The sequence below is a fragment of the Lachnospira pectinoschiza genome (genome assembly GCF_900103815.1).
Lineage (GTDB): Bacteria > Bacillota > Clostridia > Lachnospirales > Lachnospiraceae > Lachnospira > Lachnospira pectinoschiza_B.
The window spans coordinates 320,572-336,282 of the sequence record NZ_FNHZ01000002.1; the positions used below are offsets into that span (position 1 = coordinate 320,572).

The 15,711-nt window shown below is 35.9% G+C and carries 11 protein-coding genes; all 11 read right to left on the minus strand.

Going from position 1 to position 15,711, the window contains the following annotated elements; translation table 11 throughout:
• Positions 1–154: 154 nt before the first annotated feature.
• The 11 genes from gpmI to BLQ66_RS05575 all read right to left on the minus strand — a co-directional run bounded on the left by gpmI (position 155) and on the right by BLQ66_RS05575 (position 15,707).
• Positions 155–1,696, minus strand: a complete 1,542-nt coding sequence (gpmI, locus tag BLQ66_RS05525) for a 2,3-bisphosphoglycerate-independent phosphoglycerate mutase (RefSeq protein WP_074521303.1) — start codon at positions 1,694–1,696, stop codon at positions 155–157.
• A gap of 129 nt (positions 1,697–1,825) precedes the next feature.
• Positions 1,826–2,959: a tocopherol cyclase family protein gene (locus BLQ66_RS05530; protein ID WP_074521304.1), complete on the minus strand. Its 1,134-nt coding sequence runs from the start codon at positions 2,957–2,959 to the stop codon at positions 1,826–1,828.
• 105 nt (positions 2,960–3,064) lie between these two features.
• The gene (gene tpiA, locus BLQ66_RS05535; RefSeq protein ID WP_027430605.1) at positions 3,065–3,808 is read right to left on the minus strand and encodes a triose-phosphate isomerase; all 744 of its coding nucleotides are present in this window, start codon (positions 3,806–3,808) and stop codon (positions 3,065–3,067) included.
• Between the two features lie 172 nt (positions 3,809–3,980).
• Positions 3,981–5,600, minus strand: a complete 1,620-nt coding sequence (locus BLQ66_RS05540) for a helicase HerA-like domain-containing protein (RefSeq protein WP_074521305.1) — start codon at positions 5,598–5,600, stop codon at positions 3,981–3,983.
• A 233-nt stretch (positions 5,601–5,833) separates the two neighbouring features.
• Positions 5,834–7,027 carry a phosphoglycerate kinase gene (locus tag BLQ66_RS05545; RefSeq protein ID WP_074521306.1) on the minus strand — a complete coding sequence of 398 codons (1,194 nt, stop codon included), beginning with the start codon at positions 7,025–7,027 and terminating at the stop codon, positions 5,834–5,836.
• A 197-nt stretch (positions 7,028–7,224) separates the two neighbouring features.
• Positions 7,225–8,259, minus strand: coding sequence for a type I glyceraldehyde-3-phosphate dehydrogenase (gene gap, locus BLQ66_RS05550; RefSeq protein ID WP_074521307.1), 1,035 nt, complete (start codon positions 8,257–8,259; stop codon positions 7,225–7,227).
• A gap of 331 nt (positions 8,260–8,590) precedes the next feature.
• Positions 8,591–9,400 (minus strand): histidinol-phosphatase HisJ family protein, encoded by an 810-nt coding sequence (locus BLQ66_RS05555; RefSeq protein ID WP_083330277.1) that lies wholly within the window; start codon positions 9,398–9,400, stop codon positions 8,591–8,593.
• Positions 9,401–9,863: 463 nt separating this feature from the next.
• Positions 9,864–11,654, minus strand: a complete 1,791-nt coding sequence (locus BLQ66_RS05560; protein ID WP_074521308.1) for a Na/Pi cotransporter family protein — start codon at positions 11,652–11,654, stop codon at positions 9,864–9,866.
• A gap of 126 nt (positions 11,655–11,780) precedes the next feature.
• Positions 11,781–12,095 (minus strand): hypothetical protein, encoded by a 315-nt coding sequence (locus BLQ66_RS05565; RefSeq protein WP_074521309.1) that lies wholly within the window; start codon positions 12,093–12,095, stop codon positions 11,781–11,783.
• 237 nt (positions 12,096–12,332) lie between these two features.
• On the minus strand, positions 12,333–14,057 hold the full coding sequence (locus BLQ66_RS05570; protein WP_074521310.1) for a methyl-accepting chemotaxis protein: 1,725 nt from the start codon (positions 14,055–14,057) through the stop codon (positions 12,333–12,335).
• Positions 14,058–14,234: 177 nt separating this feature from the next.
• Entirely contained in the window at positions 14,235–15,707 is a 1,473-nt protein-coding gene (locus BLQ66_RS05575; protein ID WP_074521311.1) for a C69 family dipeptidase, read from the minus strand.
• Positions 15,708–15,711: the final 4 nt, after the last annotated feature.

Genomic DNA, 15,711 nt, shown 5'->3' on the forward strand with positions numbered 1-15,711 from the left:
GCTGCGCAATATAAATTCTAATAAAAACTTAATAATATTATAGTTAGTCTCTAATCAAAAGAGGTAATGCTTTGTCTAGGCATAATACATTTTTGACTCGAGGATATTCTTATGTTTTGCCTTAAGAAAATCTTAGCTTATAAATCTAGTACAATTACTTTCTTACAAGAAGAGAATGTCCTGTCATCTCAGCTGGCTGTTCCATACCCATAATCTCAATAAGAGTTGGGATAATATCTGAAAGCTTGCCATCTTCAGCTAACTTATAGTTCTCATCATAGTTAACTAAGATAAATGGTACTGGATTAGTTGTATGTGCTGTAAATACATCACCCTTCTCATCAATAAGCTTTTCAGCGTTACCGTGATCAGCACAGATAAATGCAACACCATCAACTTCCTTAATAGCATCAATAACCTGTCCAACGCAGTTATCTACTGTCTCAATAGCCTTAACTACAGCGTCCATAACACCTGTATGACCAACCATATCAGGGTTAGCAAAGTTAGCAATGATTACGTCATACTTATCTGACTTAATAGCACCAACTAACTTCTCGCAAACTTCTGGAGCACTCATTTCTGGCTGTAAATCATATGTAGCAACCTTAGGTGACTTAACAAGGATTCTGTCTTCACCTTCGTTTGGCTCTTCAATACCACCGTTAAAGAAGAATGTTACGTGAGCATACTTCTCTGTCTCAGCGATTCTTGCCTGTGTCTTACCATTCTTAGCAAGGAATTCACCAAATGTGTTAGTATATGATTCCTTCTTAAATGCAACTTCCTTGTTAGGAATTGTTACATCATAATCTGTGAAGCAAACGTACTTAACGTTCTTTCTTGCTCCTCTTTCAAATCCTGTGAAATCATCATCACAGAAGCATCTTGTAATTTCTCTAGCTCTATCTGGTCTGAAGTTGAAGCAGATTACTGAATCGCCATCCTTAATTGTTGCAACTGGCTTTCCATCTTCGCCAACAATAACTGTAGGCTCAACGAATTCGTCAGTCTTGCCATCTGCATAAGACTTAGCAATAGCTTCGTTAACGTCTGTAGCCTTAATACCTTCACCGTTAACTAATGCCTTATAAGAGCTTTCAACTCTATCCCATCTGTTATCTCTATCCATTACATAGTAACGACCGTTTAATGTAGCGAACTTACCAACGCCAAGTTCTTCCATCTTATCGCAAACAGCCTTGATGTAACCCTTACCACCATCTGTAGGTGTATCACGTCCATCCATGAAACCATGTACATAAACATTTGTTAAACCATTCTTCTTTGCAAGTTCAAGTAATGCAAAAAGATGTGTGATGTGGCTATGAACACCACCGTCTGATAAAAGTCCATATAAGTGAAGATCTGAGTTATTCTCCTTGCAATTCTTTACAGCATCGAGGAATGCTTCATTTTCAAAGAAATCACCATCTTCAATAGACTTTGTAATTCTTGTTAATTCCTGGTAAACAACTCTACCAGCACCCATATTAAGATGACCAACTTCTGAGTTACCCATCTGTCCATCAGGAAGACCTACTGCAAGACCTGAAGCATAACCCTTAACGAATGGATAATTCTTCATTAAACCGTCCATAACTGGAGTGTTTGCTGCTGCAATACCGTTTCCTTCTTTAATATCGCTTAAACCATAGCCATCTAAAATCATTAATAAAACTGGCTTTTTACTCATATCATTTGCCTCCAAATTTCTTAAATTCGTATACTTTAGGATAATACCACATTTGTCCATAAATTTAAATAGAAATTGTGTTTTTTGATAAATAATTAACTAATATAAAATTTATATTAATCAAATAGCTTATTCATCGTATTCTCCGTACTCGCAACCTACATTATATGCATCAATATCATCTATGAGTTTTAACTTGCCACCAAGCTTCTTATAGAGCTTAATTCTGCCAATTCCAGTTCCACCATTTAATAACTTGTTATGTCGTTTCATGCCATCAGGTGACTCATAATTAATATAAATCATGTCCTTTTTAAGGCACTTAACCTTTGTAATCATAACAGAATCAAGGTTTTCCTGGGCAACATACCAATAAGCAGCCTCATCTGTCTCATAGAATCTAAATCTTGTATGAACCTTATCCCAAAACTTTGAGAAATTATATTCATACTCTTCTCCTCTGTAATAAAAGGCTCCAAGGAGCTTTCTCTTAAGTGAAACCATATATATCTTAGGGCAGCCTCCCCCAATGTCAAAGGCACTACCCTTTAATTTCTTTCCTGTTAATCTACTCTTTAAATTGTTAGAGGACAACCATAGCCAAGGGCTTGTAAAATCTCGTCCCCAATTCTTATCTGCGTAGCCGTAACATTTGTTAGGAATAACCTTATAAGTCACTCCATTAAGCACTACCTCTCCGTCAAATAAAGTTCTCATGCCTTCTACATGCCAATACATCTCAAAGGCCTCTAGGTCTCTAAAAAGCTTACTAGCTCCGTAACCCACATTAAATGGCAAATTCTTAGACACCTTAAGATTCCAATACATAGAACCGGCATCTGTCATATATTCTGGATGATCCTTAGCTGTCTGCTCATCGATGCTTATCATACCTGTGATGCTATTTTCCGAAGCAAAACAATCCTTACAGTTAATTGAATATGGCACAGATCTTGAAACTGCAATCTCACCCCAGCCATAAAATTTATTAAGCTCAAGGCTATCCTCGCCCCAGCATCCAGCCTTAACCATAAGGTATGAAGGCTTAATTCCCTTGTTCTTGTTAGCCTCTAATTGGCCAAGTACTGCTTCCTTGTGGCCATGTCCTGGATTACAAAGATAATATTCTATGAAAAATGTCTTCTTCTCTCCAGTCTTCTCATTGATTCCGGTGAAATTATGCCACCACCAATCATATCCATTGAAAGCAAAACCACTAAACAACATACACTTATTTCTTGAAACATCTGATTTTGCAAACATATCTATCTTCCTCCCTATACTAATCTGCCTTAATATTATACTAAATATAAGAAAAAAAGTGTAGTCGATATTACACATTAAGCTAATACCAACTACACTTAGATTTTAGTAATTTACAATATTGGCAAATTCTGGCTTAAGACTTGCGCCACCAACTAAACCGCCATCAATGTTCTCCTGAGCAAATAATTCTGCTGCATTAGAACCATTAACACTACCACCATAAAGGATTCTAATCTTTGAAGCTGTATCAGCATCATAAATTTCTTCTAAATCCTTTCTGATAGAAGCACAAACTTCTTCAGCCTGCTCTGTTGTAGCAACCTTACCTGTTCCAATAGCCCAGATTGGTTCGTAAGCTACGATTGTGTTAAGTGCATCTGCTGCAGATACTCCTTCATAAGCTGCCTTAATCTGGCCCTTAACGAATGTAAGTGTAACTCCTTCTTCTCTCTGCTCAAGTGTTTCACCACAGCAAATGATAGGAATTAACTTATGTTCAATTGCCTTCTTAACCTTCTTATTAAGGAATTCATCGTCTTCCTTGAAGTACTGTCTTCTTTCTGAATGTCCAATAATTACATGTGATACACCTGCATCAACTAACATGTTTGGACTAATTTCTCCAGTATATGCACCTTTTTCTTCAATGTACATATTCTCAGCACCTACACAAATGTTAGTACCCTTAGCTGCTTCTACAACTGGTACAATATCGATTGCTGGTACACAAAATACAACATCCACTGCTGTATTAGCTACATTAGCCTTTAAATCATTAACTAACTTTACTGCCTCAGATGGTGTCATATTCATCTTCCAATTTCCCGCAATAACCTTACGTCTCATATTAAGCCTCCATTTTCCGCCAATGCTAAACGTTTACCCCTATATATTTAATTCTCACCGCACTGACAATACATTATAAAAATTATATCACATTGGTTTGGTATTTTCCATACTTTTAATGAAAAAATCTAATCTTTTACGCAAAGCTTTCACATATATCTAGATTAATAATCTATCTTCTTAAAAATGTATCAAAGATACCCCTTGCTAAAGAAGAGCCAATGTCCCCACCAAGCTTTTTACCAAAACTACCTCCAATACTATCACCAATTGACTTGCCTACTTGTCTACCAATCTTACTAGCACTTGATTGTAAGGTTCTATTATAATTGGATGAAGTTCTCCGTTTTGTTGTGCTAGTAGGCTTGTATTCTTTTGGCCTTGGATTAGTAGTTCTAGCGCTTGTAGATCTAGACCTCCTAATCGTTGGTGTGTTATTCACGTTTCTCTTTTCGTTTTGATTATTATCTATAGTGGTTCCACTCGGATTAAGACTTTCTCTAGCCTTTAATCTTGCCATAAATTCATAAGCAGATTCATTATCAACATAACTGGCATATTTAGTATTTAACTCATCAGAAACTATGACTTCATTTCTAGCCTCATCATTTATAGCTCCCATCATGCTTCTTGGTGGTAAAATCTTTGTTTTTTCAACTATAGTAGGAATACCATCCCTATCTAGAACCGATACTAGCGCTTCACCAATTCCTAAATTAGAAATAGTCTCGCTAATATCAAATTCCGAATTCGCTCTAAAGGACTCTGCCACAGCCCTTACCGCCTTTTGTTCCTTTGGAGTATAGGCTCTAATTGCATGAATTACCTTATTAGACAATTGAGCTAATACCTCATCAGGTATATCGTTAGGGGATTGTGTAATAAAATAAATACCCACACCCTTGGAACGAATTAATTTAACCATTTGACTAACCTTATCGATTAACACCTTTGGAGCATCATCAAAAAGCATATGCGCCTCATCAAAGAAGAAAACCATCTTAGGCTTGTCTAAATCTCCTGCCTCAGGCAGACTTTCATATATTTCGCTAATCAACCATAAAAGAAAAGTCGCATAAAGCTTTGGATTTAGCATTAACTTTTGACAGTCTAATACTTGAATCCAACCTTTTCCATTTTCATCCTGGGAAAACCAGTCATTAATATCAATTGCAGGCTCAGCAAAAAATGTCTCACCGCCGCTAGCCTCTAAAGAAACAATAGCTCTTATTATAGCTGCAATACTCTGCTTAGACATATTGCCATAGCTAAGGGAGTATTTGTCCGCATTATCAGCTATATGTAAAAGCATAGCCTTTAGATCTTTACAATCTATAAGCAAAAGTTTCTCGTCATCTGCAATCTTAAAGACTATATTTAAAATGTCTGACTGCAGGTTGTTTAACTCTAATATTCTTGAAAGTAGCATAGGACCCATTTCCGAAACCGTAGTTCTTAGTGGTATGCCCTTCTCTTGATAGACATCCCAAAAAGTAACTGGAAAAGAATCTAAGCAAAAACCATATTCCTCAAGTCCCAATTTATCTACTCTATTCTTGATATTATCTGACATTTCACCAAGATATGATAACCCTGCCAAATCCCCTTTGGCATCCGCTAAAAACACTGGAACGCCAAGTTCACTGAAAGATTCGGCAAGCACCTTTAGGGTTACTGTCTTTCCTGTTCCTGTAGCTCCTGCTATTAGACCATGTCTATTAGCCATTTCAGGAAAAATGTAAACCCCTTTATCATTGGCTTTACCTATCAAAATTTTATCTTCATATAACACTTCAAATTCCCCCTTGTTAATTTAAACTAACTTAATTATCTCAAATTATTATCTTAATAACAAGGTTTTATTTCGTGTACTATACTTCTATCTGTATCTATTCGTATCTTAATGTTATAATTTTATCAGTCTTTGTGATTATTTTAACGATACTATTTAAATAAAAACCATAGTGGTCACATATGTAGCCACTATGGCCTTATATTTATAATTTATGCAGTAAATCTTATATCTTACTTATCGTTAGCTGCAACTACACCTGGTAATTCCTTACCTTCAAGGAATTCAAGAGAAGCTCCACCACCTGTTGAGATGTGAGTCATCTTGTCACCAAATCCTAAATTATTAACAGCAGCAGCTGAATCACCACCACCGATGATTGTTGTAGCATCCTTTAAGTTTGCAAGAGCTTCAGCAACAGCTACAGTACCCTTTGCAAAGTTATCGAATTCGAATACACCCATAGGTCCATTCCAAACAACTGTCTTAGCATCCTTAAGAGCTTCCTTGTATAATTCACAAGTCTTTGGTCCGATATCCATACCCATATCGTCTGCTTCCTGATTACCAGCTTCAACGATCTTTGAAGGAGTATCATTAGCAAATTCCTTAGTTGTAACTGTATCGATAGGGATTAATAACTTAACGCCCTTAGCTTCAGCCTTAGCCATCATTTCCTTAGCATAATCAAGATAATCATCTTCTACTAATGACTTACCTACTGAGCCACCCTTAGCCTTCTGGAAAGTATATGACATACCACCACCGATAATAAGAGTATCAACCTTATCAAGAAGGTTATTGATTACAGGAATCTTTGAAGATACCTTTGAACCACCTAAGATAGCTACGAAAGGTCTAACTGGATTGTTTACAGCATTGCCAAGGAAGTCAATTTCCTTCTGCATAAGGTAACCTACAACAGCTGTATCAACAAACTGTGTAACACCTACGTTAGAGCAGTGAGCTCTATGTGCTGTACCGAAAGCATCGTTAACAAATACATCAGCGATTGAAGCTAAATCCTTAGAGAAAGCTTCACCGTTCTTTGTTTCTTCTGCTCTAAATCTTGTATTCTCAAGTAAAATGATATCGCCATCGTTCATTGCTTCAACAGCAGCCTTAGCGTTATCGCCAACTACAGTATCATCAGCAGCAAACTTTACTTCTTTACCAAGTAATTCTGTTAATCTCTTAGCAACTGGTGCTAAAGAAAATGCAGCGTCTGGTCCCTTTGGCTTACCTAAATGTGAGCAAAGGATAACCTTACCACCATCAGCAACTAACTTCTTGATTGTTGGAAGAGCAGCTACAAGACGTGTCTCATCAGTAATCTTATCCCCATCTAATGGTACATTAAAATCACATCTTACTAATACTCTCTTACCCTTAACGTTGATATCATCAACAGACTTCTTATTTAGCATAATATTTTCCTCCATTATAGAAAATGATTCTGTAATTGAGCTACAGACCAATTAACACCATGGGTGATGCTTGATGGTCTGTATCCCAGTCACATCTTTTTAAAAAAACCGGAGAACACTAATAATAGAATTCTCCGGTTGAAAATTTCACATCAGTGTTAAATAAGTCAAAGACTTAAATAACTGCTTAATTAGAATTAGCCTAATTCAGCGAAGTACTTGATTGTTCTAACCATCTGGCTTGTGTATGAATTTTCGTTATCATACCAAGAAACAACCTGTACCTGGTATGTTGTGTCATCAATCTTTGATACCATTGTCTGTGTAGCATCGAATAATGAACCAAATCTCATACCAACGATATCGCTAGATACGATTAATTCTGTGTTGTAACCGAATGATTCTGTAGCAGCAGCCTTCATAGCAGCGTTGATAGAATCAACTGTTACTTCCTTATCAGACTTAACAACAGCGATAAGGATTGTTGTAGAACCTGTAGGTGTAGGAACTCTCTGAGCAGCTCCGATTAACTTACCGTTAAGTTCTGGAATAACTAAACCGATTGCCTTAGCAGCACCTGTTGAGTTAGGAACGATATTAGCAGCACCTGCTCTAGATCTTCTTAAGTCACCCTTTCTCTGAGGACCATCAAGAATCATCTGATCACCTGTGTAAGCATGAATTGTTGTCATGATACCAGACTGAATTGGAGCAAAGTTGTTAAGAGCATTAGCCATAGGAGCTAAGCAGTTTGTTGTACAAGAAGCTGCTGAAATGATCTTATCATCCTTTGTTAATGTTTCATGGTTTACATTGTAAACGATTGTTGGAAGGTCATTACCAGCAGGAGCTGAAATTACAACCTTCTTAGCACCAGCATTGATATGAGCCTGTGCCTTAGCCTTTGATGTATAGAAACCTGAACACTCAAGAACTACATCTACACCGATTTCTCCCCATGGGCAGTTGTTAGCATCTGGTTCCTTGTAGATCTTAATTGTCTTACCCTTTACTGTAATTGTACCAGCCTCATCATCAGCTGTTACTTCATCTTCATGACCAAGCTCTACATATCTACCCTGTGAAGTATCATACTTTAAAAGGTGAGCAAGCATTGAAGGTGTTGTTAAATCATTGATTGCTACTACATCGTATCCTTCTGCACCGAACATCTGTCTGAATGCAAGTCTACCGATACGGCCAAATCCGTTAATAGCTACTTTTACTGACATAAATTGAATCCTCCTAAAAGTGATTTTACATTGAATTTTAGTTTGTTAAAAAATCAACTATTAGTTATTTTACATAAATTTTGTTTAAATATCAAGTAGTTGTCGTTTTATTTTTCACAATTCTAAAAATTTAGCAACAAACAACTAATATTTAATTTAATACTTGTTTAAATTGCTAAAAAACCCTTGTATACAGTATGCTTTATACACATTTTCGAGTACTTAAACAAGCTTTTTAGTTTCTTTTTGTTAAAAACATATAGGAAATTTTGCCCAATGCCAATTTTTTAACCTTCTAAAAACTCAAACTACAACAAAAATAATCATCTTACTAAATTTCATAAAATTCCGCTTTTCTATCCTTAAAAACGGAATAATATTTAAATCCTAATTCTTTTAGCATATTATAAACTCGGTCAAATTCATATCCTAAATAATCAACACTATGAGAATCAGAACCTACGGTAATTATCTCACCTCCTAGTTCTTTATACAATTTCACTATATTAATATCAGGATTAGGATTTTTAAGACCATATTTAAGGCCCGCTGTATTAACCTCAATTCCCTTACCCTGATAAATTAATGACTTTAAAATCTCATAAAAATAGTCATAATAATCTTTCCAGTTATAATTTGCATCCTTTTCTGGGGCATATCGAATTATATAGTCTAAATGACCGTAAATATCGAAGTTGTGGCAAGTTTTTATATTTTCCATAATACTCTCATAATACTTTATAATAGTATCCTTTACTGCCCTGCCTTCCCAGTAACTTGGATAGTAAGGATCTTCTCCTTCCACCAAATGAGATGAGCCAATAACAAAATCTAGCTTATTCTCAGGATCATATGAATCCACACGGCTAGCCACTGATTTCATAAGTCCCTGCTCAACTCCAACTCTTATATCAAAGGAGCCTCTAAACTCCTCCTTAAGCTTTAGCATATAGTCTAAATATGCCTTAAAATCCAAATCAAAAACCACTTTTCCATCCTCAAGTGGAAAGTCATAGTCATTGTGATCTGTAAAGCAAATGCCCTTCATGCCCTTTTGTCTTGCTAACTGAATATAGGCTCTTGGGTCTGCCTCTGAATCTGAGCTAAATCTAGTATGTAGGTGGCTATCAAAACTTATCATATTAATTTTTCCTTCTCTTTATATTTATACTTTAATAATAACTTTTACAAAGCAATCTGGCAATTAAAAGTTTGATAATTTCTTGATAATTTTTATTCTTTTAGTATAGTTATGAAAATACAACTCTAAGGGACTATACTTTATTTAAACGCCAAAAAAGCACAACCGGGAGGAGGTTGTGCTTTTTCCACTGTAATTAATAGTGCCGCAATCACTATTAAAAACTGTATATTAAGTTGTTCACTACTTAATGTAACTTTATTATAGCAAATATATACATAGTTGCAATAGTACTTTTAGCCTATTTTTATATTTTTCTTTAAATTTAGTGGGTATGACATTTAGAATAGTTATTAAACATGTAGTAAAATAGGCCTTTCTAGCAAATTTTACTTTTCTAGAAAGGCCTAAAATATTTTTATATTCCTATATTTAGTAGCGAAGCGGATTCCGAATGTCCGCTTTACTTATCTTCTAAATCGCTTACTTCTTTTAATTCATACTTCTTTGCATATTCATCAAAGATCTGCATATAGTCATCATCCCTTAATTCCTTGACATTCTTTAAATAGCTATGTGATGCTATTTCTGAATCTTCAATTTCAATCATAGCAACAGCTATATTAGAACAATGAGCACCAATTCTTTCCATGTTAGTTAGTAAATCATTAAAAGCAAATCCCTGATTATAAGTACATATACCCTTACTTAATCTAACCACATGACGAGTCTTTAATTCGTTACATAAAACGTTAATATGTTCCCTTAAGGGCTCTACTCTTCTTGCAAGCTTAAAATCTTCATTAGTAAATGCTGTTTCTGTCATTTCAAGAATCTCAAGAACAGCTGATCTTAATACTGAAAGCTCATACTGTGCCTGCTTAGAAAATACAATCTTCTTCTCGTAAAGTTCTAGAGCTACCTTTGAAATATTAACTGCATGATCGCCTAATCTTTCAAAATCACCAATTGTATGTAAGAACTTAGTTACCTGCTTAGTCTGAACCGGAGAAAGAGTTGTTCCTGTAAGCTTCATAAGGTAAGTACCTAACTTATCCTCATACTTATCAATAACATTTTCCTTTTCCTGAATAACCTTATATCTTTCATCAGAATAATTATCCATTAAATCTACTGCTCGTAAAATATTCTTTCTAGACTTTCTTGCCATACCATTAATAGCCTCATGAGACTGATTAATAGCTAAGTCTGGGTAAGCTAAGAATCTTTCTTCAAGTAATTCAAAGTCAGCTGAATCATCAGCTTCTTCTAGATTATCCTTAATAAGACGATGAACTAATCTGTCGATATACTTGATGAATGGGAATAACATTACTACTGTTGCTACTCTAAATACTGTATTAAGCATAGCAATTGTTACTGGTTTCATAGCCATGTCCATAAATGGGAAACCACCTATTACAAAATTAATTGAGTAAACAACAATAGACCAGAAAATCATACCGAACAAATCATTGATTAAGTAAACAAGGGCTACTCTCTTACCATTCTTGCTACTTCCAATACCTGAAAGTAAAACTGGTGCTGCGGCACCAACACCAATACCCATTGTAATTGGGAATGCTGCTGCAAATGTAATGCCACCTGTTACTGAAAGCGCCTGTAAGATACCTACTGAAGCCGAAGCACTCTGTAAAATAGCAGTAAATACAATACCAACTAAAATACCAAGAGCTGGGTTTTTAAACATTGTAAGTAAGCTTACAAAAGCTGGACTTGATTTAAGTGGAGATACAGCTGCACTCATTGTCTGCATACCAACCATAAGGATTGCGAAACCAAGCATGATATCTCCAACATTTTTATAAGTATTCTTCTTAACAAATGTCTTAAAGATAATACCTACAATAGCTACGATAGCTGAAATAGTTGCTGTTGAAAGAAGTGAAGCAATACCGCTCACTCCATCGATATATGACAAACAAAGTATCCAACCTGTAATACTTGTTCCTATATTAGCACCCATGATAATACCAATACCTTGGGCTACCTTCATCATTCCTGAATTTACAAAACCAACAACCATAACTGATGTTGCTGATGATGACTGAATTACTGCTGTTACAACAGCACCTAATAAAACTCCCTTAATTGGAGTATTTGTTAACTTATAAAGGGTAGTTTCTAACTTATTACCCGCCACACGCTTTAAGCCATCGCCCATGACTGACATTCCATATAAAAATAATGCAACGCCAAGAAGCAATGAAAGCACAATAGAAATAACTTCCATATCTTATTCCTTCACACTGAATCCTTTCTTTTCTTAGTCCTAAACAATAATAACTTAAAAACACTAGTAACATCAAGCATTTTATTCAAATAAGATTATATTTAGTCAGAATAAATCAAACTTTAACTAATGTTTATAAGGCTCTGCTTCTAGTATAGAAGGAGCACTATCCCACTCTTCTAACCTTGTATCGTACTGATCTTTCAACCAATTTATAAGTTCTAGACGACCCTCTTCGCTATAGTCAAACTCCTTAGAACTTATCTTTTCTTTAGGAACACTACATGAGGCATAAGGTCCCTGCCAAACATTTCCTCTTAAGATAAAATCTGGCTTTTCGCCATCTCTTTCAATGAGATAACGCATGCCTCCATGCTGCCCGCTATATTTTCCACCATAGGCGAAAAAATTAAAGGGCATAATTTCATTTTCATCTAGCATATCTTTGTTTCTCCAAAATATAGTTTTAACACATATTTATTATATCAAACCATTTACTATACTAAAAGATTTCTTGTGATGAAAATTTTGTGTTTAGTTTGGCCATATTAACTAATTAGGCTTTTGAAAATGTTTCTAAATAGGCAAAAAATAGGCAAAAGGCGACACACAGACTAAGTTTATCTCCATTATTTACACTTATATCCATGCATCGCCTTTTTATAAAAAAGACTCAAGTTATCGAATATTAAATTCGTCAATCAGAGCATTTAAGCCCTGTGACTGAGCTGATAGGTCACCAGAAACCTGGCTTGCCTGTACAGCTGTGGCAGAATTTACATTTACAACATTAGAAATCTGCTCGATACCAATGTTGATTTCCTTCATACTTGCTGCCTGCGCATTAGCTCTATCCTTAGAAGCCTTCATCATTTCAGCAACTGCAGATACAGATTCCTGTACCTTCTTTAAGGCAAGAGTAGTCTCCTCAACTGCTGCATTACCTGTCTTAATTTCATTCATTGTATCATCAATAAGCTTGTGAGTATTCTTTGCTGCTGTAGAACTTTCATTGGCAAGTTCACTAATTTCTTGAGCTACAACTGCAAAGCCACGTCCAGCCTCACCTGCACGAGCTGCCTCAATACTAGCATTTAATGATAGGAGGGCTGTCTGAGAAGCAATACTTTCAATAGTACTTGTGATCTTCTCAATTTCACTAGAAGCAATTGTAATTCGCTCCATAGCCTTTGTAACGCCACTCATCTTTTCTGTACCAGTCTCTACATCCTTTACAACAACGCTTGCTGACTTCATAGATTCAACTGCATCCTTTGCAAGAAGTTCCGTCTGTTCTGTAACAAGTTCAACAGAGGCTGTAAGCTCTTCTACAGCTGCAGCCTGGCTTGAAGTACCTTCCGATAAGTTAACAGATACATCCTGAAGATTTGCTGCACCGTCTGATACGCTAGCACTGGCCTCCTTTACATTTTTCAAAGTACTAGAAAGCTTATTAGAAATATCTATAAAGGCTGCGTTAATAGCCTTGTAATCTGCAATATAAAGCTCTGGATTTGAGCTACCACTTCTAAAGTCGCCCCCTGCCATCTTATCGGCAGTTCTAATAATATCCTCAGCAATTGACTTAATAACCTCTGTAGCCTTCTCTAAGTCTCTTGCCATGGCTCCAAGCTCATCCTCGGAATCACATTGAATATCAATGTTAACATATCCATCCGCCATATCCTTAGCTGCCTTTGAAATCTCCATAGACGGAGACAAAATGCTATCATTAAGGACCTTACTTGACATATTAACAAATATAACTGCTACCACAATAAATAAAACAGAAACAACAAGTAAGACAATCGTTACAATCAAAGATGTTCTAAAGGCCTTCCAAGCTGTGTCAAAACTATCAGAAGAAATAGTCTTTAAATCTGATGCCATTGTCTTTACTGTAGAATTTACATCTTCATTTATAAATTTGTAAATGTCTGCCTCATTAGACATTCCCGTTGTTGTAAGCTCTCCTGCAGCAAAAAGTGCAGTAAGTTCACTAGTTAAAGTGCCTAAAGTCTTAATATCCGTTCTTACAGCTTCAATATTTTCATCATTATCATAAACATCTTCTAGGTCGGATAAAAATGTGTCTAACTCTGATATTTTCTCCTCACAGCCATCCAGATGACTATTTAAGTCTTCTTCGCTTCGATCAGAAAGTGCCCACCAGGCATTCTTTAAATAAGCCTGAATGTCAATTCTTAACTCGCCCTGAAGATTATCTTGCTTATAATACTTATTATACATAGTATAGGTACTACCTAAAGAATAAGTCGTTGTAATAAGAAGTATTATAATCGGTAAACCAAGATAGATGTATAGATTTTTGAAAATGTATTTAAACTTATCAGCCACCTTCATCTTCTTAAGTTTTCCAGCCATTGAATCTTTAAAGTTCATATGCAAAAAACCTCCAATTCCTAATATTCAGTTATACACGATATTGTTAAAGTAATAATACCATATTATACATATATTCGCAATGCTATAACAGTAAATTTAACAACTAAAATAACTTATAAAAGAATTGGAGGTTGTCCAAAAATCCTATTAAATTTTTAAGAATACATATTTGACTTATGCATCAGATCTAGCAAAAGAATTCTTCATACCGCAGCTTGCTGTATAAAGCACCTTATCAAGGGCATCATCTGTTTCTTCCTTAAGCATCTTAGCAATTGCGTCATTGCAATTAGCAAGCTTTCTAGATACATTTGCAAAATCCTTAGATAACAATTCCTTATCAAAGGCATTAATCATCTCGTGGCCCTTAGAGTGTACCTTATTCTGGTAGCGCTCAATGTGAATAGCTGTTGTATTGTAGTGAGCATCAGCCATTGCGCCAATAAGTCTAGATGACCAATAGTAATTATCTGTTGAAACTCTAGCAGTTGTGTTAGCTAGGTAATCTGGTGTTCTATTAACATTTGCATAGAAAGGTGCTGAAACGTTAAAAGCATTAGAACCCACTGAAATCCACTCTAATGCCATAAATTCCTTTGGCATATATGGACGAAGCTGAGTAATAGCGAGGAAATTGTTTCTGCTAATACCGATTGGTCTATACTTACCCTTATTAGTAAGGTCACCAGTCTTGCCATATGGATTATATGGTGTTCCCTGATAATATGAAGATAAGACGTACTTTACATCCTCAATTGTAATCTTCTTTTCAGGAACAAAGCTCCATGGAATATCATCAGACTCAGGTGTGTAATCTGCACCTTCACCATCCCATGTGTAAGTTGTTGGATTAAGGTAACGAGCCATAAACCAAGCTCTAGGTGTGTTATAAGTGTGGTCTGAATCATCATGAGAACCAAGAGCTGCTCTAATATCAAAAGCCTTGTCCTCTTCAATCTTATAGCCTTCATCATGCATGCCAAGGTCTAGATGATTATCCTTAATGAAATCAAGCATATCCTTAGAGCACATATGATTTTCCTTCTTTGAAAATGCATCTACAAAGTCAAAGAAATCAATACCCTGCTGGTTTGGCATAAGCACGTAGGCATCATCTGGAACTCTCTTTGCAATCCAGTGATGACCGCCAATAGTCTCAAGCCACCAAACTTCGTCTTTATCCTGAAAGCCAATACCATTCATCTCATAAGTACCGAATTCTTCAAGAAGGGATGCGAAACGAAGCACGCCCTCTCTTGCTGACTTAATGTATGGAAGCACGATTGTAAGCATATCCTCTTCGCCAAAACCGTCCTTCACAAGTGGATCAGCACCAAGAACTCTTGGGTTACTAGTGATTGTCTCTGTTTCAGACATAGCCACATTTAATTCGTTAATACCTGCCTCGCCCCAGATACCTTCATTGTCAATTGCATTAGGCATTGCTGTGTATCTAAGTGGGTTTGCTGATAATTTAATCTTAAACTTTGAAAGCACTGATCTATAAGATCTAGGCTGCTTTCCCTTATTTACTGATATAAATTTCTTGGCTGTAAATTCACCAGATGGTGAGTCTTCATTACGAGCCATTAAAGTAGAACCATCATAAGATGCGTTCTTACCTACTAAAATTGTTGTACAAGCCATTTTA

Excerpts from the sequence above, each read along its gene's own strand:
- gpmI (WP_074521303.1), bottom strand. The coding sequence starts at position 1,696 with ATGAGTAAAAAGCCAGTTTTATTAATGATTTTAGATGGCTATGGTTTA.
- BLQ66_RS05530 (WP_074521304.1), bottom strand. The coding sequence starts at position 2,959 with ATGTTTGCAAAATCAGATGTTTCAAGAAATAAGTGTATGTTGTTTAGT.
- tpiA (WP_027430605.1), bottom strand. The coding sequence starts at position 3,808 with ATGAGACGTAAGGTTATTGCGGGAAATTGGAAGATGAATATGACACCA.
- BLQ66_RS05545 (WP_074521306.1), bottom strand. The coding sequence starts at position 7,027 with ATGCTAAATAAGAAGTCTGTTGATGATATCAACGTTAAGGGTAAGAGA.
- gap (WP_074521307.1), bottom strand. The coding sequence starts at position 8,259 with ATGTCAGTAAAAGTAGCTATTAACGGATTTGGCCGTATCGGTAGACTT.
- BLQ66_RS05555 (WP_083330277.1), bottom strand. The coding sequence starts at position 9,400 with ATGATAAGTTTTGATAGCCACCTACATACTAGATTTAGCTCAGATTCA.
- BLQ66_RS05560 (WP_074521308.1), bottom strand. The coding sequence starts at position 11,654 with ATGGAAGTTATTTCTATTGTGCTTTCATTGCTTCTTGGCGTTGCATTA.
- BLQ66_RS05565 (WP_074521309.1), bottom strand. The coding sequence starts at position 12,095 with ATGCTAGATGAAAATGAAATTATGCCCTTTAATTTTTTCGCCTATGGT.
- BLQ66_RS05570 (WP_074521310.1), bottom strand. The coding sequence starts at position 14,057 with ATGAACTTTAAAGATTCAATGGCTGGAAAACTTAAGAAGATGAAGGTG.
- BLQ66_RS05575 (WP_074521311.1), bottom strand. The coding sequence starts at position 15,707 with ATGGCTTGTACAACAATTTTAGTAGGTAAGAACGCATCTTATGATGGT.